The sequence below is a fragment of the Microvirga sp. HS2 genome (assembly GCF_055792805.1).
The window spans coordinates 242,045-267,961 of the sequence record NZ_JBVVAJ010000001.1; the positions used below are offsets into that span (position 1 = coordinate 242,045).

Below are 25,917 nucleotides of genomic sequence, written 5' to 3' on the forward strand. Positions count from 1 at the left end.
GACCTCAGTCTGTTTCAACGACTGGGAATTCCTCGATAAGCCATGCCGAAACAGCGGCAATGTCACCCCGTCCTCTCGATCGTAACAGTCGAGCGATATCAGCGGCTGAAATTACGACAATTGGATGCTGGTCTTCCTTGATCTCCTTATAGGCCTGCAGGTCTAGCCAAGTGGTCGTGACGAGGATGCCGAACTGCCGGTGACGAAGTCTGGAAATTAGTCGCGAGATGTCCCGGACTCCTACAGAATTTGGCGGCGAATAGCACTTTGCTTCCAGCGCGAACTCTACAAGGATTGCGCTTGGACCATTGCCAATTCGCAGCTGGCCAACGGCATCACGGCCTCCATCGCGTGATGGCCGGGTTACGTCTAACGACGCGATATCCGGAATCATCATCCGAGCCAGGGCAGCGGCGCAATGCTCAAAAGCGTGCGGACGGTCTTGGAAGTGCTGCCGGATTGCCTGCAGCAGCAGGGCGTCCTGTGGGTCGGTCGGAGTTTGCTCGTTTCTGTTCCGATATTCGAGTGATCTCGTGGCAAGAAGCGGTGTTCGCCTGCCGGTTTCTACCCAGCGACGCCATGCGACTGGAGCCAGCGCATCATTTGGTTGTCCAGCTATGATGCTATCCAGCCATCTACGAGAAATTGTAGCCTCGTCAAGGACCGTAAAGAGCGCTCGGTAGTTTTGAAAACGCTTGCCTCTGGCTGAGCGCCAGATCGCAACGAGATCCTCAGTCAATGTCAGGTCTGAAGCTCCCGGGACAGCGAGCCCCAAAAACATCACGTCCCGCCAGCCACCATGGCGTGCAAACAGCAAAATGGGAGGAACGCGCTTGCGTCCTTCGGGCCCGGCATGAGCGTCCTCGAACAAGCGCTTTAACAGCTGATTCCCTCGTCTTCCAGTATCGTGAAGCGCTCTTCCAGGGCTCTTGTTATCTCCGTAGTAGGTGAAGACACCAGTCTCACGATCGATCGCATCAGGCCAGTCCGGATCTCCTAGACTTGTTGTCAGGATCAGCAACTCAATCTGGCCGTTCATGTCCCCGCGATACCGGAAGCCGCCCTGGTTACTCATTCCCAAGAGTCTCGGGAAAGGATCATCTCCGGCATTTCCGGCTCTGCCGCTCTGATAAACAGCATCGACCTGGAGGTCAGACGTGGCTAAGGCGTCAAATGCGATGATCTGCAATCAGCCTCTCCACCAAAGGTTCGGACTGGCTACAGCAAGCATCTTTGGGTCATTCCGCTCGAGAACCCTCGATACTTTAATCAAAGGTGATGATGCCCGGGCGAGCCGTGTAGCCACTCATTTGGCCTGCTATTTGTGACATGAGAGGCTCGCGCAAACGGTAGAGTACGTTAGCCCCTATCATCTCAGCCGGTGCGAGAGATGTTGTCCAGTGCCAGTCGATGACAAGCTTTCGCTCCTGCTCCGGCCCTCCATTGACGAGCGGAATCGAGAACTTTGGCGTCATTGAAAGCGCGCCGTGGTTGGTGAGCCGCAGGCCGCGTCCACTATTACGCAATGAGCCAGGTACCTCCAGTGCGAGAACAACCGGACGCATGACCCCCTTGCTCTGAGCTTGATCACAAATGGCGCGTACGCCGACGAAAGCCCAGCGGCAGTTTGCCTGTAGTTCGGCCATGTCAGGCGGGAGTTGGTCCTGTGCTCCGACCGGAAAGCTGGAAAGAAAATCGGCGGCAACATCCTGAAGATTGATCCCGGCGCGCTGTGCTAGAACGCTTCCAGCCCCTGCGGGAAGCGTGAAGACCACTCCACGATCACCTGGCTCCATTGGCCCGGAACCAACCCGAGCTATGTGGCTGAGCGCGTTCAGTTTAGGGCCATGATCTGGAGGTGGGGGCGCCACACCTTGGAGCGTGATGGCACGCTGCCACAGGTCTTCTTCATCCGCATTTGGCGATTCATGAGTTAGGCGATCAAAAAGGATAGGCACAAGTGCCTCATGAATGGCACCACGGCGGTCACTTGCCACGTTGCCTGCTCCGACAGCTGCCTTGGCTACATGTGTCAGAATACTGTGAAGACTTCCCCCTACCCGAGCAGCGAACCGATCCTGACGAGAGAAAAGGTCCAGGAGAGAACACACAACGTCTCCCGCCGCGCGCCGCGCCGACGCTTCCCACCGCATGAGAGCCTCGATCTGTGGATGATCGGCAATTACTCGCATGATTTCTTCACGGAGGCTTGCTCCCCCATCCAACGCAGCTCCCGCGGGGGTAAATCTCTCCTTCTGTAGATATCCCGTGACCGCAGGTGCTGGAATTTCCGGAACCTGCTCAGCGAAATGCATCATGAGCCGATCATGGGTATCCGACTTGGTACTCCAAGTAATGAGAACGTATGGGCCATTGTTAGGAGCAAGAACCTTGGTGAGGATGGTGGCCGCAGCTTCGAACATCGCGACCTCGTTCGTAACTCCCTTGAGGTAGTTGATGTCGAAGAACACGAGCCGGACGCCTCGTAGCGGAGCTTGAATGTCAACGCTTGTCCCATTGGCGAGGATGGGTAGACATGCAACATCCAAGTGTCTGAGGGCATCAACAATGGTACGCAGCTCGCTGGGATCGTCGTCCACAGCAATCACACTAGGCGGCTGAATCATTTTTTAAGACCGGAGAACTGCATCGCCACCACAGCGCCATCGACCCATTCAGGAAGCTCCAAATCTTCCCTGTCCGGGAAGAGAAGAGTGCCGCCAGCGAGTGACATAGCCAGGGATGCGTAATAGAGACCTAGTCCCATTCCATCAGGTCGACGCGTGAAGAAAGGCTTGGTCACGATTTCTGGTAAGTCCTGAAAGCCAGGACCATTGTCTGCGATTACGAGTGCTGGGCCACCGGGGAGGTCCTCGGTGAATTCGATGTGAAGCTGCCGCGTGAACTCTTCAGATTCCTGCTGGTCGGGCCAGCGGACACGAAGCCAGTAGATCGCATTATCAATAAGATTGACTAGTACGTTTTGGAGTAGCGCCGATGACCCTGCTACCAGGAGGGGTCCTGCAGCATCACCCGGGAGCGAGTAGCTCACCTTTACCTGATGCCTACGGTATCTTCTGACGTTAATCTCCGCGGCATTCTGCACGAGCTCTCGAACGCTCACTCCGTCCTTGGACTTCTCCCTAAGGAGGCCGCCGACACTCTCGACCAGTCCCATAAGGCCGCGCGACTGTTTCTCGAGTGTCTCAATAGAGGCCTTGCTCCGAACCGCCTCGTGAATTGCACGAACGCCCTTTTCAACCTCATGAATGACGATCCCGAGATTAAGTCCTGACATCCCCGCGCGGAGCAGGAGATCTCGCATTTCGGAGTATTCTGCCTCAACCCGTTCCACGATGGGGAGGATCCGTGCAGCGTCAGCCGATGAAGCAACGGCCTCGCGGAGCTGACGAAGTGGAGTTTCAACAAGGATCTCGTTCTTGTCAGATGCGTCCTCAAGCAGTCGCTTGAGTCGATCCTTGTCGAGAGCTCGCTCGACCTCAAACCGGTGGATGATGGCAGTTACTACCGAGCGGAACCGGGTAAAGACCTCGGTTTCGTCAAAACCTTCCCGATTTGTCTTCTCCCGGAGCCCGCCGCTTGTCTCCAAATTCAGATTTATCGCACCAAGTACAATATTGCGGCTTAATCGCTGGGTTGGCCGGTTGACGCGACGCAGGTCAAGCTGGAGCCAGTCATCGGTGGGCTCTCCATAGTTATAGACGCGAACGCCGTCTCTATAGACGCGAACCCCACCCTGAGCGTCGAGAAACTGCTTCACGAGTGCATTCTGCGGAAGAAGCCCTAATACCTTTCGGTCACGGTCAAAGGCGACGAATTCTCCGCTGATAGCTCCGATGCCGTCCAAGATGCTCTCATCCGCTACTGGACTAGATCGATCGGCGACCGACTTTTCCAGGAGCAGCTTGTCGCCTTGACTCGACTTGATGCGCCCCTCCAGACGACGACCGATAGGGGAACGGAACTCGTACTTCCAGTCGAGGCCACCATTGAAACTGAAAGTAAAATGCCAAGGCGCTAGGTCCAGCAGACCTCCGACCTCAAGAATATCTTCCAACCAGTCTTCATGCCCCGGAATGCTGAGGGTAGCAGAGAATTCTTTAGAGGCATCAAAGGGAGAATTAATTGCCGTGATAGACCGGTGCAGCTGGCGGGCTTCACCCCGTCTCCACTGCGTCTTTCTCAGGTTTTTGATAACGATACGTGTACCGTGCGGCTTCCGTCCTTGCTGAGGCACAAAGAATTCCGCCGGCCGCGTCTGGATCTGCACTTTTGTCTCATCCAGATACCGAACACTGGTCAGTGCATCCCAATCCAAAATGACTTGCCGCTCGACTTTCTCACCACGAGCGCGCGTGAGCAGCTCAATCCGACGGCCGAGTTTATGGACGGCAAACCGACCTACTCCCTTTTCTCCTAGGGGCAGGCGATGAAATCGCGGCGTTCGCCGTCTCTCTAGTCTTTGGATTTCCCGATGATCACTGGCTGGCTCAAGCCAGATGAACCTGATTGTGTCGAGATCCATGCCGTCCCCATCATCGATAACCTCGATCTCGGGGCTTTGACCTTCTTCAAGGCCGCCAAGCGTGACCGTCACCGCTTCAGCATCGGCGTCGTAGGCATTCTTAACGAGTTCAAAGATAGCTAACTGGTCGCTGCCAATCAGCTGATCGCCGAGCAGCGCCAGAATACGGGCACGGGCTCGAAAGGGGGCGACAACTGGATCAGCCAAATACCATCACCTTGACTGGCAGGCCTAGGCGCCTGCTAAGGAGCCGGGCTGTAAAAATACGTGATTGGGTCTAACGCTACGAGTGCGGTCTAGATCACACTCAGGTCTTTTCCCAAGCATTTTTTCTCTCCGACGGCACGTAACAAAGTCAAGCACTTTCGGATCATGACGCGGCTCGGCCGCGGATTATGCACACTCGAGAGCAGCAACCCGACCGACTGCAATTTCACCACCTTTCCAAGGCGCAAAAGCTAAGACTGTTTAGCTCGCTAAACGAACGCCGATCCTCCGGTGTAGCGAGAGCGTGCCCAAAGGGAGAGCGTCGACCCGGCCTCATATCAGGGAAGAGATAGATTCACCGCTGGAATCTTCATTAACTCTCGTTCCAGCGCTTCCATCGGAAATTCGCCGTAACCGTCGGAAACTGTCTTAGGCCCATGGCCAGTAATTGCGTCGACAATGTCCGGTGCCAGTCCGTGCCGGCGGCCGAGGGTCTTAAGACGATGCCGCCAGGAATGGTTCGGCGCCAGTCGAGCGTCCGTCAGCCCGAGGGAACGCACCCATCGACCAAGAATCTTCGTTCCGTTGCCGCCCCGACTGCCGAAACGATTGGGCGGGAGGCTGGAGAATAAGGGGCCAGATTTGACCGTAGCTACAAACGTTAGAAAGCCACTCTCGATCAGAGCCGGATGAAGCGGGACAGCCCGTTCGGAGCTGCGGGTCTTCAGAGGTCCAGCTTCTGGATCAATTTTCATGCACCAAATGCTGTCGATCTGAACGACATCCTCAACCCGGAGCTGACAGATTTCCGCCACCCGTGCCCCGGAATAAGCGCACAACCAGGGCACCCACCGGCGGACGGGATCCGTCTCCGCAAGAGCGGCTTTGAGGACAATGGCCGCCTCCGCATCGGTAAAGCTGCGTCGCGAGTCGGACGGCTTCGTTTTGACATCGATGACGATGCGCTCGGCGGGATTGCTTGCCAGCCGACGGTTGTTGACCGCCCACTGCAGAATGGCTCGGATGGCTGCGAGCATGGCATCTCGGATCGTTTTCGGGCTTAAACCACTCTCAATGAGAGATCCTTTCCAGGCGATAAGATCGTCCGGCGTAAGACGTGCGGCGTCATCATGGCCGAGAAAAGTCGTTAATCGTCGAACCGCCCGCTCCCACTCGTACAGCGTCTTCTCACGGGGGTGCGTCTCTGCCGCCCAATCTCTTACGAGTTCATCGAAACTGATACGGCGTGTGAGGCCTGAGCTCGTAGACGGCAAGCCAGGGTTACGAAGCGGTTGAAACATCTCAATCGAGGGGTGATTGAACTCGCCCCGTGCGAATCGGGCGAGGGTCAGACTGGCCCGCTGGACCGCCACAGCAACCGCCTTGGCAAGTCTCAAGCGGCTAGCCTCATCGACCCTTAATCCCCGGAAGGCCAGATGCTCGTCCGCTTGGCGCAGGCACCAAGTCTCAAGTTCCTGGCGCTTGAGCTCCTCGAAGTCGAGGGTGGTCAGGCTGAGGTCTGCGCCTGTCGAAGCCCAGATCGAGGGCGTGGGCGGGAAGAGCTTGTCTCCTAAGTCGACCGGCCAGAAGACCTGATCGCTCGGATTGTCCTTGTGAAGGGCCAGCCAATGGTCATGGACGGAGGCCGCCAGCTCGTGGGCGTCTCGCTCCGATAGTGTCTGTGGTCCAGATCGCAGGTTTGCCCATTGAGCCTCAAGCTGGGCCAAAGCTTCCAGGTGCAGGCGCTTCGCCTCGGCAGGGTCGCGTGTCTTCAGGCTGCGCTTTTCCTCCCGCTTGCCGACGAGAGAGCGCAGATCTTCGGGGACAGCCTTCCGAAGCCAGTAGATACCTGTTTTGGGATGTTTCCAGGGACGTGCCATTGCCAGGGCCATTTGTACCACCCGCTTGTACCACTCGGGCAGCCTGAAGCCACTGATTTTGCTGGAATTCTTTTGCATCAACCCCTTAGAGAAGGGTTGGTGCCCAGGAGAGGACTCGAACCTCCACGGCTTTCACCACTGGTACCTGAAACCAGCGCGTCTACCAATTCCGCCACCTGGGCATGCCTGTTCGGCGAGGGTTCGTTTACGGTGCTTCTCGGGGTTCGTCAATCACTGAAAATGCATCCGATGCGCTTTCTTGGCGCGACGCCCCTTCACAGGGGGGCGGCGTTTGACTAGAGACATGGCTCAATTCAGGGCCAAGTCATTGATCGGCATATTCTTGACTGGCCTGTCCCTTGAGCGGTCAGACCCATGTGACCAGGAGGATTTCATGATCGGCGCCCTACGCACGCCTGAGCAGCAAATTGTCACGGTCTTCGGCGGATCGGGCTTTCTCGGCCGCTATGTGGTCAGCCTCCTGGCCAAGCGCGGCTACCGCGTGCTGGTGCCAAGCCGCCAGCCGAACCAGGCGAGCTTCTTTCCCATGGGGAAGGTGGGGCAGGTCCACGCGATCCAAGCCAATATCCGTCATCCGGAGTCGATCCGGCATGCGGTGATGCGGGCCGATCACGTGGTCAACCTCACCGGGATCCTGCAGGAAGGCGGCCGCCAGACCTTCGACACGGTCCATGCCGACGCTCCGCGCCTCATCGCCGAGGCCGCAGAGAAGGCCGTGTCCTTCACCCATGTCTCGGCACTGGGCGCCGATGCCAACTCAGAATCGGCCTATGCCCGCTCCAAGGCGGCGGGCGAGGAGAACATCCTCAAGGTCCGGCCGGATGCGGTGATTGTACGCCCCTCGATCATGTTCGGACCGGGCGACAGCTCCTTCAACCGTTTCGCGTCGCTCGCCCGCATGCTGCCCGTGCTGCCGCTGCCCGGCGCCAATACCCGCTTCCAGCCGGTTTATGCGGGCGATGTGGCCGAGGCCATTGTGCGCGCGGTGGACGGCGCGGTGAAGCCCGGCATCTACGAGCTCGGCGGCCCCGAGATCCGCACCCTCTGTCAGATCATGGAATTCGTCTGCGAGGTCACCGAGCGAAAGCGGGTCATCATTCCTGTCCCGAACGCAGTCGCGCGGTTCCAGGGCACGGTCATGGGCGCGCTCGACAAGCTCACCCTCGGCCTGCTGCCGAACGAGATCGTCACCACCCACGACCAGGCGATCCTGCTCGAGACGGACAACGTGGTGTCGGAGGCCGCCATCGCTGAAGGGCGCACCCTCGAGGGCATGGGCGTAACGCCCACCACCATCGAGGCCATCGTGCCGTCCTACCTCGTGCGCTTCCGCAAGACCGGCCAGTTCGACCTCAAGCGCAACACCGCCCCGACCACGCCGGACCTGCTGGCGCCCCGGTCAGGAGGCGCGTCGTCCGACTTCCACCCGGAGCGGGCCTCCGGACCGGCCGTCGGCCAGTCGTCGAGCCATTAAGGCCTTGTGCAGGTGGACCATCATCGCCGCACCGAAGATCGGGGTGATGAGGTTCAGAACCGGCACGAGAACGAGACCCGCCAGAACGATGCCTGCGGCGAGCACCGTGCCCCGGTGCTCCGACCGCAGGCGCTTCACGTCCTCCGGGCTCCAGAAGCGGCCCGCCGCCAGCTCGAAATACTCCCGGCTCAGCAGATAGGCGTTGGCGGCGAAGAACACGCCGATATTGATGCCGGGCACGAACAGCAGAAGCAGGGCGACGAGGTTCACCGCCAGCGACAGGGCCGCGAAACGCAGGCCGTAGAGAATGGCCTTGCCGAAGGGCAGCGGCCGGCCCGGCGGGTCGGCGGGATAATCCCTGCTCTCCACCACTTCGGCCACGTCGTCGAGGAAATAGCCCGCCACGACGGCGGACACGGCGGGCAGCAGATAGGCGAGCGCGACGAAGAGCCCGAAGCCCGCCAGGAAGAACGCGAGAGTGTCGAGGATCGGGTATGCCTCGCTCAGGTGATGGCCGGCGAGAAAGGCGTTGAGAAGCCGCGTCAGGCCGAGCCACACCAGCGCCAGCAGCGCGGCGGTCAGACCGATGGACTTCCACAGGATGCGCCGCAGCGCCGGGGAGAACACATCGCGGGCCGCCGCGAAGACCGTCTGGATCAGCATGTCTCGTTCGTCTTTCCTGAAGAGCCGCCTCGCCGGAGGAGGCGTGGCCTTTACTTATGAACGGACCTCTCGGATCGCGAGAGGGTGCGAGAGAATGGAAACGATCCGTGCCGCCCGATAGCTCTTCCGCCCATGTCCCGCAGGAGCCCGACGTGGTGATCGTCGGCGCCGGAAGCGCCGGCATCGCGGCGGCGCGGCGATTGCTCGCCTCAGGCCGCACGGTCGCGGTGCTGGAGGCGCGGGACCGGATCGGCGGACGCGCCGTCACGCGCGCCTTCAGGGGGCATCCGGTGGATCTGGGCGCCCATTGGCTCCATGCCGGGCCCATCAACCCGCTCGTGACGCTGGGCTTCGAGCGGGGCGAGCCCTTGCGCCGCGCGCCGACGGAGGGGCATTTCTACGTGCGCGGGAAGCCCGCGGGCCGCGCCCGGTCCGCCGCCCTCGACCGCGCCTTCGCGATGGCGGACAGGGCCATGACCCAGGCCGCCAGGGCGGACGAGGACCGCCCCGCCGCGAAGGCCCTGCCGGCGGGCATGGGTCCGCAGGGCCGCCGCGTCTTCGACATTCACGGCCTGGTCTCCGGACGGCCGCTCGACGAGGTGAGCCTGCACGATTTCCCGAGCATGGAATACGCCGACAACCTGTTCATCGCGGGCGGCCTCGGGAATTATGTGGCGCGGCTCGGGCGGGGTCTGCCGGTCCGCCTGCGGACCCCGGTTCACGCCATCGACTGGTCGGGCCAGGGCGTGCGGGTCGAAAGCTCCGCCGGAACTTTCCGCGCGAAGGCCGTCATCGTCACCACGCCCATGGCCCTGCTGCAGGCCCAGGCGATCCGTTTCGCGCCCGCCCTGCCGACCGGGATTGTGGAAGCGATCCATGGTTTTCGCCAGGGCGTCTACGAGCACGTGATCCTGCATTGGCCCGACGCGCCCTTCCGAGGGCCCGACCGGCTCGCGACGCTCACCGGCACGCGCCACGCGCCGCCGGGCCTCCTCACCCGGATCGACAACACGCCCTTTCATTTCTTCGAGCTCGACCAGCCCCACGCGGCACGGTTCGACCGGCGCGACCCCGATGCGCCCGCGCGCTTCGCCAGGGAGGTTCTGTCGGAGCATTTCGGCTCCCGCGCCATCCGTAACCTGAGCGTGCTGCATGCCACCGCATGGAGGAACGATCCCTGGTCGCGCGCCTCCTGGGCCGTGGTGCCGCCGGGGCTCGCGCCCATCCGCCTTTCCCTGAAGGCGCCCGTGGCCGAGCGTATCTGGTTTGCGGGCGAGGCGCTGTCGCGCGCCCAATGGGGCACGGCCGGGGGCGCGTGGGAGGAAGGTGAGCGGGCTGCCGGCGAAATCATCGCCGCTGTGCGACCTACCTGCGCCTGAGTCGGGAGCCCTCGCATTTTTATATGATATACAGTTTCAAAAACTCGTGTTACTCCTCCCGGCTCAGGAGGGGTGCACCGTGCTTTTTCAATTATATTTGTTTCTGACGGATCTGCCTGATGCGGTATACGTCGCCGCACTCGTTCTCGCGATCATTGCGGCAGTCACGGGCCGCAGACATCCTTCCGGTAAAGTCCTCTTGATCGGTGTGCTGATCTTCGTCGCAGCCTGGGTTCCTCTTCTCCTGATCGGCGCGACAGGCCTGGGAGGAAGCAATCCGGTGGGATTAGGGCTGCTGGCTTGGATCGGAAGCGGGCTGGGCCTTGTCGTGATTGTCGTGGGCCTGATCCTGCGCGTCTGGGAACTTATTAAACCCGTTTAGGAGACCTTCCAGGCAGGATACGCTGCCCAGGCGCGGACGAAATCGCCGAATTGCTCAATGTCTCACGGTGACGACAGCCCCGATTCCAGGCGCTCGCGCACCCAGGCGACCGCTTCCTCCAAAGTCGGGAAGACGGACGGCCTGGGCGTCATAAGGATGCTGCAGGGACCGAAGCCCGCCTCCAGGAACCAGCCTCCGGTGGGACGGGGGCTGCCCGCGTTCTCCTCCTCCGAGACCTTGGCGAAGACGGCGACGAGATCGTCGCCGGTCATGACGAGCCGTCCCTCGTGGCTGCCGCCGTCACTCAGGACGGAAATGGGTTGAAGACGGATGTTCAGGGCGGATTGTACCGTCATCTATCGCTGCTCGAACTGGAGATTGAGATAGGTCGGCGTGAACTCACCCACCGCTTCCAGCCGCGTCCAATCGAGAATTGTCAGGGCGTCGCCCTGCCATCGGATGAGGCCTTCCTTGCGCAGTTCCTGCAGCACGCGGTTCACGTGTACGGTGGAAAGTCCCAGCGTGTCGCCGAGTTCCGCCTGCGTGAGGGGCAGCTGAATCGTGTCGCCATCCGTGCGGCCGACGGCTTTGAGCCGCAGGAAGAGCTCGCACATGAAATGCGCCATATGGGCCGTGGCCGAAAGACGGCCCATGGTGGTGAGCCATTCCCGGTGAATGGCGCCGTCGATGAGCGTGTTGAGCCACAGCAGCCGCGTGAGATGCGGGTATTCGTCGGTGATTCTCTCGAGCGCTGCATGAGGCACGACGGCGACGCGGCAGGGAGTGAGCGCCAGCACGCCGTGATCCATGGCCTTCAGGAGAAAACTGTGAAGGTCGACGAAATCGCCGGCGACGTGGATGGCCGTGATCTGACGCCGCCCGTTGGAGAAGATCTTGTAGCGCGCGGCAAATCCGTCGAGCAGCAGATTGCTCTCGGACGGGGTGGCGCCCTCATGCACGATGTCCTCGTCGGCCTCGACCACCCGAACGCGCGAAATGGCGTTTTCGAGAACGCGCTTCTCGTCGTCCGAGAGTTGGTCGCGCTGTTCGAGTTTGAGGACGAAGGGATTGGTGTTCATGAAGGCTTTTCAGAAGGAAGGGACGTTCCTTCTGGCCGCTTCCGGTCAAGCCTCGCACTCACATATGTTATATGACCGGGGCTTCTCCGCCTCCGCCGATTACAGCATGCTCGGCAGCACGCGATCCGGCGGCTTGTGCCCGTCGATGAAAGCCTTGATGTTGACGATCACCTTCTCGCCCATGGCGATGCGGCCCTCGACGGTGGCCGAGCCCATGTGAGGCAGCAGCACCACCTTGCCCTGACGCGCGAGCCGCACGAGACGCGGATTGACGGCGGGCTCCTCCTCGAACACGTCGAGGCCCGCGCCCCCGATGGCTCCGGCTTCGATGAGCTTGGTGAGCGCGCCTTCGTCGATGATCTCGCCGCGCGCGGTGTTCACGAGAATGGCGTCGGGCTTCATCAGCTTGAGACGCCGGGCGGAGAGCAGGTGGTAGGTTGCGGGCGTGTGCGGGCAATTGACGGACACGATGTCCATGCGCGCCAGCATCTGGTCGAGGGATTCCCAATAGGTCGCCTCGAGCTCCGCTTCGATCTTCGGCGGCACGTGGCGGCGGTTGTGATAGTGGATCGACAGGCCGAAGGCCCGGGCGCGGCGGGCGAGCGCCTGGCCGATGCGGCCCATGCCGACAATGCCGAGCCGCTTGCCGGTGATGCGCCGGCCCAGCATCCAGGTCGGCGACCAGCCGGCCCAATTCCCCTCGGGGATCACCCTCGCGCCTTCCGGGATGCGGCGGGCGACGGCCAGGATGAGCGCCATGGTCATGTCGGCCGTATCCTCGGTGAGCACGCCCGGCGTATTGGTGACCGTGATGCCCTTCGCGACGGCCGCCGGCACGTCGATATTGTCGACGCCGTTGCCGAAATTGGCGATGAGCTTGAGATGCGGCCCCGCCTGATCCAGCAGCGCGGCGTCGATCTCGTCCGTAATGGTGGGCACGAGCACGTCCGCCGTGCGCACCGCCTCGATCAGCTCCTCGCGGGAGAGAGGCTTGTCCTCGAGATTGAGGCGCGTATCGAACAGCTCGCGCAGGCGCGTTTCGATCACGTCGGGGAGACGGCGGGTGACGACGACGACAGGTCTCTTTTTCATCGGCTCCAGCGATCTCCCGCGTCAGAACGGCCAGGTTTTCGGGCGCGTTTTCACAATCCCTTAACCCTGCTCCGGCAACAAAAGCGACGAGCCGCCGCGTGGCGGCTTAAGTCAAGCTTCTCTATCAGAGGCTTGGGCAGACACAAAGTCGCCGAGAGAGGTTCCATGCGCAAGATCGCCGTCGTCATTGCCGCTTTCCTTCTCGGCGCAGTGTCGGCCCAGGCGCAGCAGCCTCCCGGCGGACGCCTCGGCACGGGCCTGCCGGTGCCGCGCTACGTGAGCCTGAAGACCGATCGCGTGAACCTACGCGAGGGGCCCTCCAAGGATCACCGGACGGCCTGGGTCTTCCAGCGCGCGGGCCTGCCCGTCGAGATCGTGGCCGAATACGAGACCTGGCGCCGCATCCGCGATTCGGAGGGCACCGAAGGCTGGGTGCTGCACTCCCTTCTGTCCGGACGGCGCACGGCCCTCGTGATGCCCTGGGCGAAGCCCGGCGAGCCGCCGATCAACCTGCTGGACCGGCCGGACGACAAAGGGGGCATCGTCGCCCAGATGCAGCCCGGCGTGATCACCAACGTGAAGGCGTGCGACGGCAAATGGTGCCGCGTCATGATCACCATGGATCGCGCGCGGGACCTGAACGGCTACGTGCAGCAGGAAAAGCTCTGGGGCGTCTATCCCAACGAGCAGATCGAATAGGCGCGGATCGACCAGAGATGGGCAGCCGGCCCGGAACGTCTTTCCGATTTATCAAGGAATGCCCGACTAGGTAACAGGATATCTCTTTTTCCTCACCGGGACCCGCGCCATGTCCGTGAATTTAAGCTTCAAGCTCCTGCCGATCCTCGCCGTGATCCTCGGCATCGCCTCTCTCGTCGCGCCGCGCTTTCTGAACGTCTTCGTCGCGATCTTCCTGATCGCCTACGCGCTGGTCGGGTTCGGCTTCATCCGCTGAAGGAACCTCAGGCCGCCTTCTGCCGCCCGAGGAACCGCCCCCCGAACACGTTGAGCGCGAGCCCCGCCACGATCACCGCGCCGCCGACGGCCTCGATGGGCCGCATCGCCTCGCCCAGGACGAGGGCCGAGCCGAGAATGCCGGCTACGGGCACGAGCAGGGCGAAGGGCGTCACGGTCGCCGCCGGGTGCCGGGAGAGCAGATAGGCCCAGATCCCGAAGGCCAGGATCGTGGTGGGATAGGCGAGATAGGCCACGGCTCCCCAGGTGCCGAGGCTCATGGATGTCAGGGCGGAGGCGACCTGTGCCGGCCCATCGATCAGAAACGAAAGCCCGAGCAGCGGCAGGGGCGCGACGAGGCTCGCCCAGACGATATAGCCGAGCATGTCCACCCGGCCCGCGCGCTTCGAGACGATATTCGCCACGCCCCAGGCCGCCGCCGCGGCCACGGTCATGAGGAACGGCCCGGCGCCGCTGCCCGACAGGCGCGGCACGGCGATGACGACGAGGCCGAAGAATCCGATGAGGCCGCCCGCGATCTGATGCGGCCCGGGCCGCTCGTTCATGAAGAGGGCCGCGAAGAGGATCGTGAAGAAGACCTGCGCCTGCATGACGAGGGAGGCGAGGCTCGCCGGCATGCCGAAGGCGATGGCTGCAAACAATAGGCCGAACTGGGCGACGCCGAGGAAGAAGCCGTAGGCCAGTAGATTTCCGAGAGGAACCTTGGGGCGCGGAACGAAGAAGATCGCGGGGAAGGCGGCGAGGAAGAAGCGCAGCGCGCAGAGCAGCAGGGGCGGCATTGCGCCCACGCCGAGCTTGATCACCACGAAGCTCAGACCCCAGATGACGGCGACGAGAACGGCGGCGAGACTATGAACCAGCGGCATGACAGGAGCTCCAGGCCGCCGCTCATATACCCTGCGCGAATGCTTTTTAAGAGGATTTACGGCGAAGCCGCACGATCACCTCGACGCCGGCCACTTCCATCCCCTCCGGAGGTTCGGGCAGGTCGGCCACGCTCACGCCGGTGTCGGGCATGTCCACGAGCTCGCCTTCATCCTCGAGGAAGAAATGGTGGTGCTCGGTGGGGTTGGTGTCGAAATAGGCCTTGGAGCCGTCAACGGCCAGCTGGCGCAGGAGGCCGGCTTCGGTGAACTGGTGCAGGGTATTGTAGACGGTGGCCAGGGACACGGGCACGCGGGCGCGGCTCGCCTCGTCGAAGAGCATCTCGGCCGTGATGTGACGGTCACCCTTCCCGAACAGGAGCCAACCCAGCGACACCCGCTGACGGGTGGGACGCAGGCCGACGCGGCGAAGCTTGTCGCGCAGCTCGGACAGGGGGCATCCCCTCCGGTGGGCCGGAGCCGTGGTGGACTCGATATAGGCGGACAAAGGATCGGTCATCGTCGGAACTGTTTGCGGGAACGAGCGCTTCTATCATTACAATCATAGGAAAGCGAGGGGGCCGCCGCAAGGTGATCCGCGGTCGCGCTTAAGGAATGATCCTTAGGAGCGGGACCGCAAAAGAATTGCCGCCCGTGGCCCGGGTCCCTTTGATGCACGGCCAAGCCTGTGCTACCAGAGCTCCCGTCGAAGGCCTCGGGACCTGCCCTTAGGCCGCTTTTGAGAACGCGATGAAAGGATCGGCACCCCGGATGGCCCGCCAGTCCAGCTTTAACTACGAAGAGCTCCTCGCCTGCGGGCGCGGAGAATTGTTCGGCCCCGGCAATGCGCAGCTGCCGCTGCCTCCCATGCTGATGTTCGACCGCATCACCTCCATTGCCGAGGACGGCGGCGAATACGGCAAGGGCCATGTGCGCGCCGAGCTCGACATCCGTCCGGATCTCTGGTTCTTCCCCTGCCATTTCCACGGCGACCCCGTCATGCCGGGATGCCTGGGCCTGGACGCCCTCTGGCAGCTGACCGGCTTCTTCCTGGGCTGGGGCGGCTCGCCGGGCCGCGGCCGGGCCCTGGGCGTCGGCGAGGTGAAGTTCTCCGATCAGGTGCTGCCCACCGTGAAGAAGGTGGTCTACGGCGTGGACCTCAAGCGCGTGTTCCGCTCCAAGCTGGTGCTCGGCATCGCCGACGGCTGGCTCGAAGCCGACGGGCGGCGCATCTATGAGGCAAAGGACATGCGCGTCGGCCTCTTCCAGGCCGAGACCCCGGCCGGCGGCTGAGCCCGCCGGACCGTTGGGCGGACGCACCATCCGATCACTCATCATGTTGACAAAACATGATCTTTTTTAAAAAACCGACTCCGCCGCGTCCGGCGGGGCCATCGGATTCGAGGGATCGCTGTCCGATCCCCCGTCGGCTCGCGGTTGAGAATGAGCCGTTCAGGCCTTACGTGTTGGGGCACAAGGCTGGCATCCAAGATCCTATGAAGAGGTAGGCTATGAGGCGCGTCGTCGTCACCGGAATGGGCATCGTTTCGTCCATCGGCAACAACACGCAGGAGGTGCTTGCCTCTTTGCGCGAAGCGAAGTCGGGCATTGCGAAGGCGGAGGATTACGAGAAGTACGGCTTCCGCTGCCAGGTGCACGGGGCCCCGCAGATCGATGTGGAATCCCTCGTCGACCGCCGCGCCATGCGCTTCCACGGTCGCGGCACCGCCTGGAATCACGTGGCCATGGACCAGGCGATTCGCGATTCGGGGCTGGAGGAGAGCGACATCTCCAACGAGCGCACCGGCATCATAATGGGCTCCGGCGGTCCCTCCACCCGCGTGATCGTGGAAGCCGCCGACATCACCCGCGACAAGGGCCCCAAGCGCATCGGCCCCTTCGCGGTGCCGAAGGCCATGTCCTCCACCGCCTCCGCGACGCTCGCCACCTGGTTCAAGATCAAGGGCGTGAACTATTCCATCTCCTCGGCCTGCGCGACCTCGAACCATTGCGTCGGCAACGCCTACGAGATGATCCAGTACGGCAAGCAGGACGTGATGTTCGCCGGCGGCTGCGAGGACCTGGACTGGACCCTGTCCAATCTCTTCGACGCCATGGGCGCTATGTCGACCAAGTACAACGACACGCCGGCACGGGCCTCTCGCGCCTATGACGCCAACCGCGACGGCTTCGTGATCGCCGGCGGCGCGGGCGTGCTGGTGCTCGAGGAGCTGGAGCACGCCAAGGCCCGCGGCGCCAAGATCTACGGCGAGATCGTGGGCTACGGCATGACCTCCGACGGCTACGACATGGTGGCACCCTCGGGCGAAGGCGCGGTGCGCTGCATGCGCATGGCCCTCAAGGTCGTTCACAGCCCCATCGACTACATCAACCCGCACGCGACCTCGACCCCGGTCGGCGACCAGAAGGAGATCGAGGCGATCCGCGAGGTGTTCGGCTCGGGCGACAAGTGCCCGCCGATCTCTGCGACGAAATCGCTCACCGGGCACTCGCTCGGCGCGACCGGCGTGCAGGAGGCGATCTATTCCCTGCTGATGATGCAGAACCGTTTCATCTGCGAGAGCGCCCATATCGACGAGATCGACCCCGCCTTCGCGGACATGAACATCGTCCGCAAGCGCATCGACGACGCGAAGATCGATACGGTCCTGTCGAACTCGTTCGGCTTCGGCGGCACGAATGCCACACTCGTCTTCAGCCGTTATAACGGTTAAGACGTCATAAACCTGAGACAGCGCCATGCGATGTCCCGATTCGTCGAGGGGGATCTCGCATGGACATGCTCATTGAAATGAAAACGAAGGCTCGGGATGCACGGTTTGCTAACGATCGGCATCCGACACTGGAGCCGATGCATAGGGGGACCCGTATGGGCGGTCTGATGCAAGGTAAGCGCGGCCTCATCATGGGCGTCGCGAACGACCATTCCATTGCCTGGGGGATCGCCAAGGCCGTGGCGGCGCAAGGCGCGGAACTCGCCTTCACCTACCAGGGCGAGGCTCTCGGAAAGCGCGTGACGCCGCTGGCGCAGTCCCTGGGGTCGGACCTCGTGGTCCCCTGCGACGTGGAGGATCTCGCCTCCGTCGACGCCGCGTTCGAGGCCATCGACAGGCGGTGGGATTCCATCGATTTCGTCGTCCACGCCATCGGCTTCTCGGACAAGTCGCAGCTCAAGGGCTCCTACACCGAGGTCACGACGCGTGAAAACTTCTCGCGCACCATGGTGATTTCCTGCTTCTCCTTCACGGAGGTCGCGCAGCGCGCCGCCAGGCGCATGAGGAACGGCGGCTCGCTCCTCACGCTCACCTATGGCGGCTCCACCCGCGTGATGCCCAATTACAACGTCATGGGCGTGGCCAAGGCCGCTCTCGAGGCGTCCGTGCGCTACATCGCCAACGATCTCGGGCCGGCGGGCATCCGCTGCAACGCCATCTCGGCGGGCCCGGTCCGGACGCTCGCCGGCGCCGGCATCGCCGATGCGCGGCTGATGTTCACCTACCAGAAGGCCCATGCGCCGCTGCGCCGGAACATCACCATCGAGGACGTGGGAGGAGCGGCCCTCTACATGCTCTCCGACCTGTCCTCGGGCGTCACCGGCGAAATCCATTACGTGGATTCCGGCTACAACATCATCTCCATGCCGCGCCCCGAGGTGCTCAAGGCCCAGGACGCCGCAGGAGTGACGGGCGAAGAAGCTTAAAAAAGCGCATTCAGAGCCGGTTCAGGACGACTCGTCTAATGCCGCCCCTCCGGGCGGCATTGTCGTTTCGCGGATCGCGCGGTGACCTTTCCCGATCGAGGGCGTTCCCCCCAAAACTCCCTCCCATGACCGAAGGCTTGCGAATGAGTCCCGAACCGCGGCTCTCCTCCGTTCCCGATCTTCGCAAACCCACCGGTTCGTTTCGTCTCGTCGGGCTGGCGGCAGCCCTCGGCTGCCTGACGGGCGTCGCCGTTGCCGGAATCCAGAGTTTCGTCGTCTTCGCCCAGCGCTCGACCCTGGGTTTCGCCGCCGAGCGGCGGATCGTGCTGCCCGACCACGCATCCTATCTGCGCATCGCGCTGGCGCTCACCTGCAGCGCGATCCTCGTCACCGTGCTGACGCGCCTGCTCGCCCGCTGGAAGACCAAGGAGCCCATCGACGCCGTGGAAGCCAACGCGCTCAGCGGCGGAACCATGAGCTGGTTCGACGCGGTCGGCGTCGTCATTCCCATTCTCGCATCGGTCTCGTTCGGCGCCTCGGTGGGCATCGAGGCCGCCGTGACCCAGCTCGGCGCGGTGCTCGCGAGCCGCCTCGGGCGGCGATTGGGGCGGCCGCGCTCGGACCTGCGCCTTCTGGTCGGGGCAGGCTCGGCCGCGGCCATCGCGGCCGCCTATCGCGCTCCGATCGCGGGCATGCTCTACGCCTATGAACTGGTGCTGGGCACCTACACCAAGCGGACTCTCGCGCCCATCGGCCTCGCGGCCATCTGCGCCGTGATCACCATGTGGCTGCTCACCGGACAGGCGAAGCCTTTCGACCTGCCGCTGGAAACCCAGGCGTCGTGGTCCGATTTTCCGCTCGCCCTGGCGATCGGGCTTCTCGCCGCCCTCCTCGGCATCGGGGTCATGTTGCTCGTGACCATTTTCGAACGTCTGTTCAAGCGCCTGTTCCCGGGCCATGCGATGCGCCGCGCGGTGGCTGGATTGCTGCTCACCGCCCTGGCGATCCGGTTTCCCGCCGTGCTGGGCAGCGGTCACGCGGCGGTCGAGCACGCCGTAAACGGAGAGATCGCCGGACGTCACGCCCTGGGGCTGCTGGGCGCCAAGACCGTCGCCTCGGCGGCAAGCCTCGGCAGCGGCTTCCGGGGAGGCCTCTTCAGCGCCTCGCTTCTGCTCGGCGCGCTCCTCGGGCAATGCGTGGCCTGGGTCGCTCCCCTCCTTCCCGGGGTCCCGCCGGTAAGTCCCGCGCTCTGCGCCGTCATCGGCATGGCCTCGGTCGGCGCGAGCATCATCGGCAGCCCGCTGACCATGATCTTTCTCGTGCTCGAAACCACGGGCGATTACGACGCGGCCATCGTGGTCGCCATCGGCGCGGTGGCGGCCTCGTTCCTGACGGATCGCCTGTTCGGCTATTCCTTCGCGACCTGGCGCTTCCAGCAGCGTGGGCTCGCCATCGAGGGCGGGCATGACGTGTCGCGCCTCGCCGCCTCGCCGATCTCCGGCATCATCAGGCCGCCCAAGCGCTCGATCGCCGCCAATGCGGAGCTGGACGACGTCATGCGCGCGGTCTCGACCGCCGGAGCCCGCGGTACGGCCGTCTATCAGCACGATGGTTCCTTCGCGGGCCTGATCGATCCGCGTCTCGTGGAGGCGATCGAAGGAGAGGATACCCAGCTGCCTGTCGTTGCCGCTGAACTGGTCTACGAAACCAACCCGGCGGTGACGCCCCGGACCAACCTGGCCGAGCTCGTCGACATCTTCCGCAACGACGACCGGGCGACGATCGCCGTGATGGACCCGACGGACAGCCGCGCCCTCGTCGGCGTCGTTCGGGCGCGCGACGCCTACGCGCTGGCGTCCCACATCCTCGACATGCAGCGCCGCGAGGATCTCGGCATCGCCAAGTGAGGGCGCGCAGCCACCCTCTTCACAAGTGCATGACCCCGGAAAGCTTGGCCTTGCTCCCGACATGATCGAACGGCACCACGGGGCACTTCCGTTTCACGAGTCGCTTTCATGATCCTGTCCCGCCGCACCCTTCTCGCCGGTCTCGCCGCCTCCGGCGCGAGCATTCCCGCCTTCGCCCAGTCCGGGCCGGAGCCGCAGATGGTTCCCGTCGAGCTCGTCGAGGACGCTCTGGCTCAGCCGTCCGCCGTCAGGATCGGGCATCCGCACGGCGACGTGATCATGATCGAGTATTTCGACTACAACTGCCCCTGGTGCCGCAAGTCGGCCGCCGATCTGCCCGCGCTGCTCAAGGCGGAGCCGGAGCTCACTTATGTGCTCGTGAATTTCGCGGTGCTCGGCATCCCGTCCGTCACGGCCACGAAGGCTGCCCTCGCCTACTTGCAGCTCTACGGCCCCGAACGCTACCTGCCGCTCCACCTCGCCCTCTTTAAGCTGAAGGGATCCGTCGACGGCGGGCGGGCTTTGAAGGAAATTGAGCGCCTGGGAGGAGACCCCACGCGCCTGGAGGAGGTCGCGAATACCGAGCAGACCGCCCAGTGGATGAAGAATGCGTTCAAGGTCGGCGATTCCCTGGGCTTCACGGCCACGCCCTCCTATCTCGTCGCGACGGAAGCCTATGTGGGCGGCATGACGCTCGCCCAGAAGCGCGCAGCGATTGCGCGCGCGAGGGGATGACCGGGCGATCTTTCCTCCGCCCGCGAAAGCGGGCTGCGACTGGCAAGGCAGGGTACTGCGTCTGATCCAGGGACCTCGGCACGCCTGCCGCATCGGAGAAGACGGGGATCCCCGGGACAAGCCCGGGGATGACGGGGTATTCCGTTTGATATTGCGCCCTGCTCACATCCCTTCCGGCAAGGCAGAAGAAGACAGAGACCGCACCATTTCTTAGACAATCGCCGCAGAAGCGTTTAAGCGCGACTCCACCCATGTCGCTCATCCGCTCCTCCCTCCTGGTCGGCTTCGGCTCGATCGCCTCGCGCGTTCTCGGCTTCGTCCGGGACATGCTGTTCGCGCAGGCCCTGGGCGCGGGGCCGGTGGCGGATGCGTTCCTCACTGCCTTTCGCCTGCCGAACCTCGTGCGGCGCATCGTCGGCGAGGGCGGGCTCAATCCGGCCCTCGTGCCGCATCTGAGCCGCCTGGAGCCGAAGGACGCCGCCGAGGCGGCGGGCGACGTGATCGGCGTCTTCGCGCTGGCGCTTCTCTGCCTCAGCGCGCTCGTCGCGATCGGCGCAGGCCCTATCGCGTTTCTTCTCGCGCCCGGCCTTCACGCAGATCCCGAAACCCTGGCGCTGGCGGCCCTCTATACGCGCCTATCCTTTCCCATCGTCCTGGCGGTGACACTCTCCTCCATCGCCGCCGCGATCCTCAACATGCGCGGGCGCTATGGGGCGACGGCGCTCGCGCCCCTTGCGGTCAATGCCGGCCTGATCCTGACGCTCGTGGTGCTGGAGACCACCTTCGCCCTGCCCCTCGACGCCAAGGCCGCCTGGCTCTCCGCGGCCTCGAGCCTGGCCGGATTCGTTCAGCTCGCCGTCGTGCTGATCGCGCTGCGGCGGGGCGGAGAGACGCTCGTGCGCTTTCGCAGGCCGCGCTGGTCCTCTGGCCTGAAGAGCCTGCTGCTGGCGGGCTTCCCGGCCCTTGTCGCCAGCGGCGCCGTGCAGCTCTTCATGCTGGCGGGAACGCAGATGGCGTCGTTCTGGGCCTCCGGCATTTCCTGGCTCTATTACGCCGACCGGGTGATGCAGCTGCCGCTCGGGCTCATGGCGGCCTTGGGTGCCAGCGTCCTGCTGCCGGAACTCGCCAGGCACCACCACGTGGGCGAAACGGAGGCCATCGTCTCGGCCCAGCACCGGGCGCTCGAAATGGCGCTTCTCCTCGCCCTGCCCGCCAGCACGGCCCTGCTGATCCTGGCTTTTCCGATCACGGTCGTTCTCTTCGAACGGGGAGCCTTCCAGCCATCCGACACCGAGGGGACGGCTTTGGTGCTCGCGGGCCTGAGCCTCGGCCTGCCCTTCGCCACCGCCGGCAAGGTGCTGAGCCAGACCCTGTTCGCGCGCGGGGCCCTGCGCAGCACGGTAGCGGGTACCGTGCTCGGCATCGTCGTCACCGTCGCGGGCGGCGCGCTCCTCGCGCCCGTCTGGGGACCCACCGGGATCGCGCTCGGCATCAGCCTGGGCTGCATCGCCCATGCTCTCGCGATGATCTGGTTTTTGGCCCGAATCGGATTGTGGCGCCCCGACCGCCGCTTTCTCGCGCGCCTTCTCCGGATCGGCCTCTCGACCGCTCTCATGGGCTCGGCTCTCTGGGGAGCGCAGACAATCCTCGTCCCCATGGGCAGCCTGTCGCTCGCCGCTTTCTGCATCGGGGGTCTCGGCCTTTATGTCCTCGCGGCATGGCTGACCGGCGCGGTGACTCGTGACGACGTGACTTCGTTCCGTTAAACGCTTGCATCGTGGCGCGGCCCTGTCATAACCGCGCCGCAACGCAACAATGGAAACAGCGCGGCCGGCGTCCAACCCGGTCCGGCGTGGGAGTGCAAGACGATGGCGCAGTTCAAGGAGCTGGTTTTCTCAGGCATGCAGCCGACGGGAAACCTGCATCTCGGTAACTATCTCGGCGCGATGATCCGATGGATCGAACTCCAGAAGACGATGGAATGCATCTATTGCGTCGTCGACATGCACGCCATCACCGTCTGGCAGGATCCCGCCGACCTGAAGCGCCAGATCCGCGAGGTGACGGCCGCCTATCTCGCCGCCGGCCTCGACCCGAAGAAGAGCATCATCTTCAACCAGAGCCAGGTGTATCAGCACGCGGAGCTCGCCTGGATCTTCAACTGCGTCGCGCGCATCGGCTGGATGAACCGCATGACGCAGTTCAAGGAGAAGGCCGGCAAGGACCGCGAGAACGCCTCGCTCGGCCTCTACGCCTATCCGAGCCTGATGGCCGCCGACATCCTGGTCTACCGCGCCACGCACGTGCCGGTGGGCGAGGACCAGAAGCAGCATCTCGAGCTCACCCGCGACGTGGCCCAGAAGTTCAACAACGACTATGCCGCCTCGATCGCCGCGAACGGCTTTGGCGATGCCTTCTTCCCGCTCACCGAGCCCATGATCCAGGGCCCGGCCACCCGCGTCATGTCGCTGCGCGACGGCTCGAAGAAGATGTCGAAGTCGGACCCGTCGGACTATTCCCGCATCAACCTCACGGACGATGCCGACACCATCGCCCAGAAGGTGCGCAAGGCGAAGACGGATCCCGAGCCCCTGCCCTCCGAGATCGAAGGCCTGAAGGGCCGTCCCGAGGCGGAGAACCTGGTCGCCATCTACGCGGCGCTCACCGGCACGAGTGCGGAAGACGTGCTGCGCGACCACGGCGGGGCGCAGTTCTCCGGCTTCAAGGCGGCCCTGGTGGACGTGGCGGTGACGAAGCTCGCCCCCATCGCCGGCGAGATGCGCCGTCTCATGGACGATCCGGCCCATATCGACGCGATCCTCGTCGACGGTTCGAACCGCGCCCGGGTGCTCGCCGCCCAGACCATGGACGCGGTCAAGGACATCGTGGGCTTCGTTCGGGCGCGCTGAACGCGGCCCGATCGTGACATCGCCGTCCGGAGCGGACCCTCGGGTCCGCTCCACCGACCCGGAAAGCCGCGCTGGGGCGAGGGCAAGCCGGATCCACTTTTCCGCACGATGCTCTAGATCAAAGCTCCGCACTTGTCCTATCCATTCGGGCAGGGCAGCATCGTGCCGTTGCAGGAGAGCGTGCATTGAGCGGGCAGCGCCGATCCTACGAATCGGGCCACCGACCGAAATTCATGGTGGTGGTCGACAAGACGCCGGAATGCGCGCGGGCGGTCCATTTCGCCTCGCGCCGTTGCGCACGCACCGGAGCGAGCATGCTCATGCTCGCCGTGGTGGATCCGCCGGACAATTTCGAGTGGATCGGGGTCGGCGAGGCCATGGTCGAGGAGGCGAGCGAGGAAGCGGCCAAGCTCCTTGAGGCGGCCGCCCGCGAGGCGCGCAGCGCCGCGGGCGTCGAGCCGGAGCAGGTGATCCGCGTCGGCAGCCGCTCGGAGGAAATCACCAAGCTGATCCGTGAGGACGAGGATGTGTCCTTCCTCGTGCTCGCCGCCGGCAGCGGCAAGGACGGCCCCGGCCCACTCGTGACCACCCTCGCGGGCAAGGCAGCCTCCACCTTCCCGGTCCCCATCGTCATCGTTCCGGGAAGCCTGACGGACGAGGAGATCGACGCGCTTGCGGGATAGAGAGGTTCCGGCATTCGTGTAACAATGTACACGAAATCGCTCGCGAGCCTTCTTATGCTTCAAGCCGCCCGATGGTGCACGTTCCTTTCAGCAGTATGGATGACCGCCGTTCCAACCATGGCGGCCCAGCCCTTCGAGGGGCGCTGGTCGGAGAATCCTCTCTGGTGCTCGCCCAAACATGAGGGACCGCTCGAAGAGTGGCCCATCACCATCACGGCGAAGCGAATCGATATTTTCGTCTCCTCCTGCCGGATCGACAGGGTCACGAAGTCGGGTGCGGATTTTCGCCTGCAAACCATGTGCAGGGAGGAGGGGGAGATAGAAGCATCCCCGACGAGTCCCGAAACCTTCATCCTGTCTCTCAAGGGAGAGCGCATGAAGATCTCAACGGATCTCGCATCCTGGGATGTTCAGCGCTGCCCGCCTTTGGATGCACCGGATTCGGTCTATAGCGAGCAGAGCTGGGGCAGCATGGAAAAATGCCCAACCTGCTGGCTGAAGGCGCCGTCCTGCTCCGAGATGTCCATTTTGCGCCCCAGCATGTGCTAGACGCCGATACAGGGAGAACCGGCTTCTCATTGCAGAGCCAGTTCTTTCCACATCAGGTCTTTCGTTTATTGCCCCTGACCGAGCGAGTATCAACGCAGAGACGAAGCAGGACGCCCTTGGAATCCGCACAAGAGCGTTCCACATTCCGTCTGAAACCTGTTAGAACGATTCTAAACCCACCACTCGGCCGGCCTTGAACCGGCGTCAGAGGACGAAAAAGCGATGTTCATCCAGACCGAAGCCACTCCCAATCCCACCACCTTGAAGTTCCTGCCCGGCCGCGTCGTGATGCCGGAAGGCACCTTCGAGGCGAAGACCCCCGCGCAGGGCGAGGTCTCGCCCCTGGCGCAGCGCCTCTTTTCGGTCCCGGGCGTGACCGGTGTCTTCTTCGGCTACGATTTCATCACCGTGACGAAGGCCGACGGCGAGTGGCAGCACCTGAAGCCTGCGATCCTCGGCGCGATCATGGAGCATTTCATGACCGGCGCGCCCCTGTTCGCCAACGGCTACGGCGCATCCCAGGAGGACGGCGAGGAATTCTTCGATCCCGAGGACGCGTCCACGGTCGAGACGATCAAGGAGCTGCTCGAAACCCGCATCCGCCCGGCGGTGGCGGGCGACGGCGGCGACATCACCTTCCGCGGCTTCAAGGACGGCGTGGTCTATCTGGTCATGAAGGGCGCGTGCTCCGGCTGCCCCTCCTCCACCGCCACGCTCCGCCACGGCATCCAGAACCTGCTGCGCCACTTCCTGCCCGACGTGCGCGAAGTGCAGGCCGTTTGATCCACCGATCGGAACTCTCATAAGGAACAGCGCGGCCCTTCACGCCGCGCTTTTTTGTTTGGAGATTTG

Annotated in this window: 25 protein-coding genes and 1 tRNA gene; 15 read left to right on the plus strand and 11 right to left on the minus strand. The window is 63.5% G+C overall.

The window, feature by feature from the left end; all coding sequences use genetic code 11:
* Positions 1-4: 4 nt before the first annotated feature.
* The 5 genes from ACS5Q0_RS01090 to ACS5Q0_RS01110 all read right to left on the minus strand — a co-directional run bounded on the left by ACS5Q0_RS01090 (position 5) and on the right by ACS5Q0_RS01110 (position 6,815).
* Positions 5-1,189 carry a restriction endonuclease gene (locus ACS5Q0_RS01090; protein ID WP_473124746.1) on the minus strand — a complete coding sequence of 395 codons (1,185 nt, stop codon included), beginning with the start codon at positions 1,187-1,189 and terminating at the stop codon, positions 5-7.
* 76 nt (positions 1,190-1,265) lie between these two features.
* Entirely contained in the window at positions 1,266-2,471 is a 1,206-nt protein-coding gene (locus ACS5Q0_RS01095) for a hypothetical protein (protein WP_473124747.1), read from the minus strand.
* Between the two features lie 152 nt (positions 2,472-2,623).
* Entirely contained in the window at positions 2,624-4,753 is a 2,130-nt protein-coding gene (locus ACS5Q0_RS01100; protein WP_473124748.1) for an ATP-binding protein, read from the minus strand.
* Positions 4,754-5,091: 338 nt separating this feature from the next.
* A complete protein-coding gene (locus ACS5Q0_RS01105; protein ID WP_473124749.1) occupies positions 5,092-6,711 on the minus strand; it encodes a DUF6538 domain-containing protein in 1,620 nt (539 codons plus the stop codon).
* Between the two features lie 19 nt (positions 6,712-6,730).
* Positions 6,731-6,815 (minus strand) — tRNA-Leu (locus ACS5Q0_RS01110).
* A 212-nt stretch (positions 6,816-7,027) separates the two neighbouring features.
* Here ACS5Q0_RS01110 and ACS5Q0_RS01115 point away from each other — a divergent pair.
* A complete protein-coding gene (locus ACS5Q0_RS01115; RefSeq protein ID WP_473124750.1) occupies positions 7,028-8,128 on the plus strand; it encodes a complex I NDUFA9 subunit family protein in 1,101 nt (366 codons plus the stop codon).
* Here the strand turns inward: ACS5Q0_RS01115 and ACS5Q0_RS01120 are convergent.
* Positions 8,054-8,791, minus strand: coding sequence for a sulfate transporter family protein (locus ACS5Q0_RS01120; RefSeq protein WP_473124751.1), 738 nt, complete (start codon positions 8,789-8,791; stop codon positions 8,054-8,056). The genes ACS5Q0_RS01115 and ACS5Q0_RS01120 overlap by 75 nt on opposite strands.
* Before the next feature lie 107 nt (positions 8,792-8,898).
* On the opposite strand from ACS5Q0_RS01120, the gene ACS5Q0_RS01125 reads away from it, so the two are divergent.
* Both ACS5Q0_RS01125 and ACS5Q0_RS01130 read left to right on the plus strand, forming a co-directional pair.
* A complete protein-coding gene (locus ACS5Q0_RS01125) occupies positions 8,899-10,170 on the plus strand; it encodes a flavin monoamine oxidase family protein (protein WP_473124752.1) in 1,272 nt (423 codons plus the stop codon).
* Positions 10,171-10,249: 79 nt separating this feature from the next.
* A complete protein-coding gene (locus ACS5Q0_RS01130) occupies positions 10,250-10,552 on the plus strand; it encodes a hypothetical protein (RefSeq protein WP_473124753.1) in 303 nt (100 codons plus the stop codon).
* A gap of 62 nt (positions 10,553-10,614) precedes the next feature.
* On the opposite strand, the gene ACS5Q0_RS01135 is transcribed toward ACS5Q0_RS01130, so the two are convergent.
* From ACS5Q0_RS01135 to ACS5Q0_RS01145, 3 genes are all read right to left on the minus strand, one after another.
* Positions 10,615-10,908, minus strand: a complete 294-nt coding sequence (locus ACS5Q0_RS01135) for a hypothetical protein (protein ID WP_473124754.1) — start codon at positions 10,906-10,908, stop codon at positions 10,615-10,617.
* Positions 10,909-11,631 (minus strand): Crp/Fnr family transcriptional regulator, encoded by a 723-nt coding sequence (locus ACS5Q0_RS01140; protein ID WP_473124755.1) that lies wholly within the window; start codon positions 11,629-11,631, stop codon positions 10,909-10,911. It abuts the gene before it with no gap.
* 99 nt (positions 11,632-11,730) lie between these two features.
* Positions 11,731-12,723 carry a 2-hydroxyacid dehydrogenase gene (locus tag ACS5Q0_RS01145; RefSeq protein ID WP_473124756.1) on the minus strand — a complete coding sequence of 331 codons (993 nt, stop codon included), beginning with the start codon at positions 12,721-12,723 and terminating at the stop codon, positions 11,731-11,733.
* Between the two features lie 165 nt (positions 12,724-12,888).
* On the opposite strand from ACS5Q0_RS01145, the gene ACS5Q0_RS01150 reads away from it, so the two are divergent.
* On the plus strand, positions 12,889-13,422 hold the full coding sequence (locus ACS5Q0_RS01150; protein ID WP_473124757.1) for an SH3 domain-containing protein: 534 nt from the start codon (positions 12,889-12,891) through the stop codon (positions 13,420-13,422).
* 109 nt (positions 13,423-13,531) lie between these two features.
* Positions 13,532-13,678, plus strand: a complete 147-nt coding sequence (locus ACS5Q0_RS01155; protein WP_473124758.1) for a DUF3096 domain-containing protein — start codon at positions 13,532-13,534, stop codon at positions 13,676-13,678.
* Between the two features lie 7 nt (positions 13,679-13,685).
* On the opposite strand, the gene ACS5Q0_RS01160 is transcribed toward ACS5Q0_RS01155, so the two are convergent.
* Positions 13,686-14,564, minus strand: a complete 879-nt coding sequence (locus tag ACS5Q0_RS01160; protein ID WP_473124759.1) for an EamA family transporter — start codon at positions 14,562-14,564, stop codon at positions 13,686-13,688.
* A gap of 46 nt (positions 14,565-14,610) precedes the next feature.
* On the minus strand, positions 14,611-15,081 hold the full coding sequence (gene irr, locus ACS5Q0_RS01165) for a Fur family transcriptional regulator Irr (protein WP_473124760.1): 471 nt from the start codon (positions 15,079-15,081) through the stop codon (positions 14,611-14,613).
* Positions 15,082-15,332: 251 nt separating this feature from the next.
* Between irr and fabA the strand changes: the two genes are divergently transcribed.
* From fabA to ACS5Q0_RS01215, 10 genes are all read left to right on the plus strand, one after another.
* The gene (fabA, locus tag ACS5Q0_RS01170; RefSeq protein WP_473124761.1) at positions 15,333-15,854 is read left to right on the plus strand and encodes a 3-hydroxyacyl-[acyl-carrier-protein] dehydratase FabA; all 522 of its coding nucleotides are present in this window, start codon (positions 15,333-15,335) and stop codon (positions 15,852-15,854) included.
* Between the two features lie 218 nt (positions 15,855-16,072).
* Complete coding sequence (gene fabB / locus ACS5Q0_RS01175) at positions 16,073-17,296, plus strand: beta-ketoacyl-ACP synthase I (protein WP_473124762.1); 1,224 nt, start codon at positions 16,073-16,075, stop codon at positions 17,294-17,296.
* 155 nt (positions 17,297-17,451) lie between these two features.
* Positions 17,452-18,282 (plus strand): enoyl-ACP reductase FabI, encoded by an 831-nt coding sequence (gene fabI, locus ACS5Q0_RS01180; protein ID WP_473124763.1) that lies wholly within the window; start codon positions 17,452-17,454, stop codon positions 18,280-18,282.
* Between the two features lie 143 nt (positions 18,283-18,425).
* A complete protein-coding gene (locus ACS5Q0_RS01185) occupies positions 18,426-20,189 on the plus strand; it encodes a chloride channel protein (protein WP_473124764.1) in 1,764 nt (587 codons plus the stop codon).
* Positions 20,190-20,297: 108 nt separating this feature from the next.
* A complete protein-coding gene (locus tag ACS5Q0_RS01190) occupies positions 20,298-20,924 on the plus strand; it encodes a thioredoxin domain-containing protein (RefSeq protein WP_473124765.1) in 627 nt (208 codons plus the stop codon).
* A 251-nt stretch (positions 20,925-21,175) separates the two neighbouring features.
* Positions 21,176-22,690 carry a murein biosynthesis integral membrane protein MurJ gene (murJ, locus tag ACS5Q0_RS01195; protein ID WP_473124766.1) on the plus strand — a complete coding sequence of 505 codons (1,515 nt, stop codon included), beginning with the start codon at positions 21,176-21,178 and terminating at the stop codon, positions 22,688-22,690.
* Positions 22,691-22,792: 102 nt separating this feature from the next.
* Complete coding sequence (gene trpS, locus ACS5Q0_RS01200; RefSeq protein ID WP_473124767.1) at positions 22,793-23,833, plus strand: tryptophan--tRNA ligase; 1,041 nt, start codon at positions 22,793-22,795, stop codon at positions 23,831-23,833.
* Positions 23,834-24,018: 185 nt separating this feature from the next.
* Positions 24,019-24,516, plus strand: coding sequence for a universal stress protein (locus ACS5Q0_RS01205; RefSeq protein ID WP_473124768.1), 498 nt, complete (start codon positions 24,019-24,021; stop codon positions 24,514-24,516).
* A gap of 99 nt (positions 24,517-24,615) precedes the next feature.
* Positions 24,616-25,065 carry a hypothetical protein gene (locus ACS5Q0_RS01210; protein ID WP_473124769.1) on the plus strand — a complete coding sequence of 150 codons (450 nt, stop codon included), beginning with the start codon at positions 24,616-24,618 and terminating at the stop codon, positions 25,063-25,065.
* Positions 25,066-25,287: 222 nt separating this feature from the next.
* Entirely contained in the window at positions 25,288-25,848 is a 561-nt protein-coding gene (locus tag ACS5Q0_RS01215) for a NifU family protein (RefSeq protein WP_473124770.1), read from the plus strand.
* The last annotated feature ends 69 nt before the right edge of the window (positions 25,849-25,917 follow it).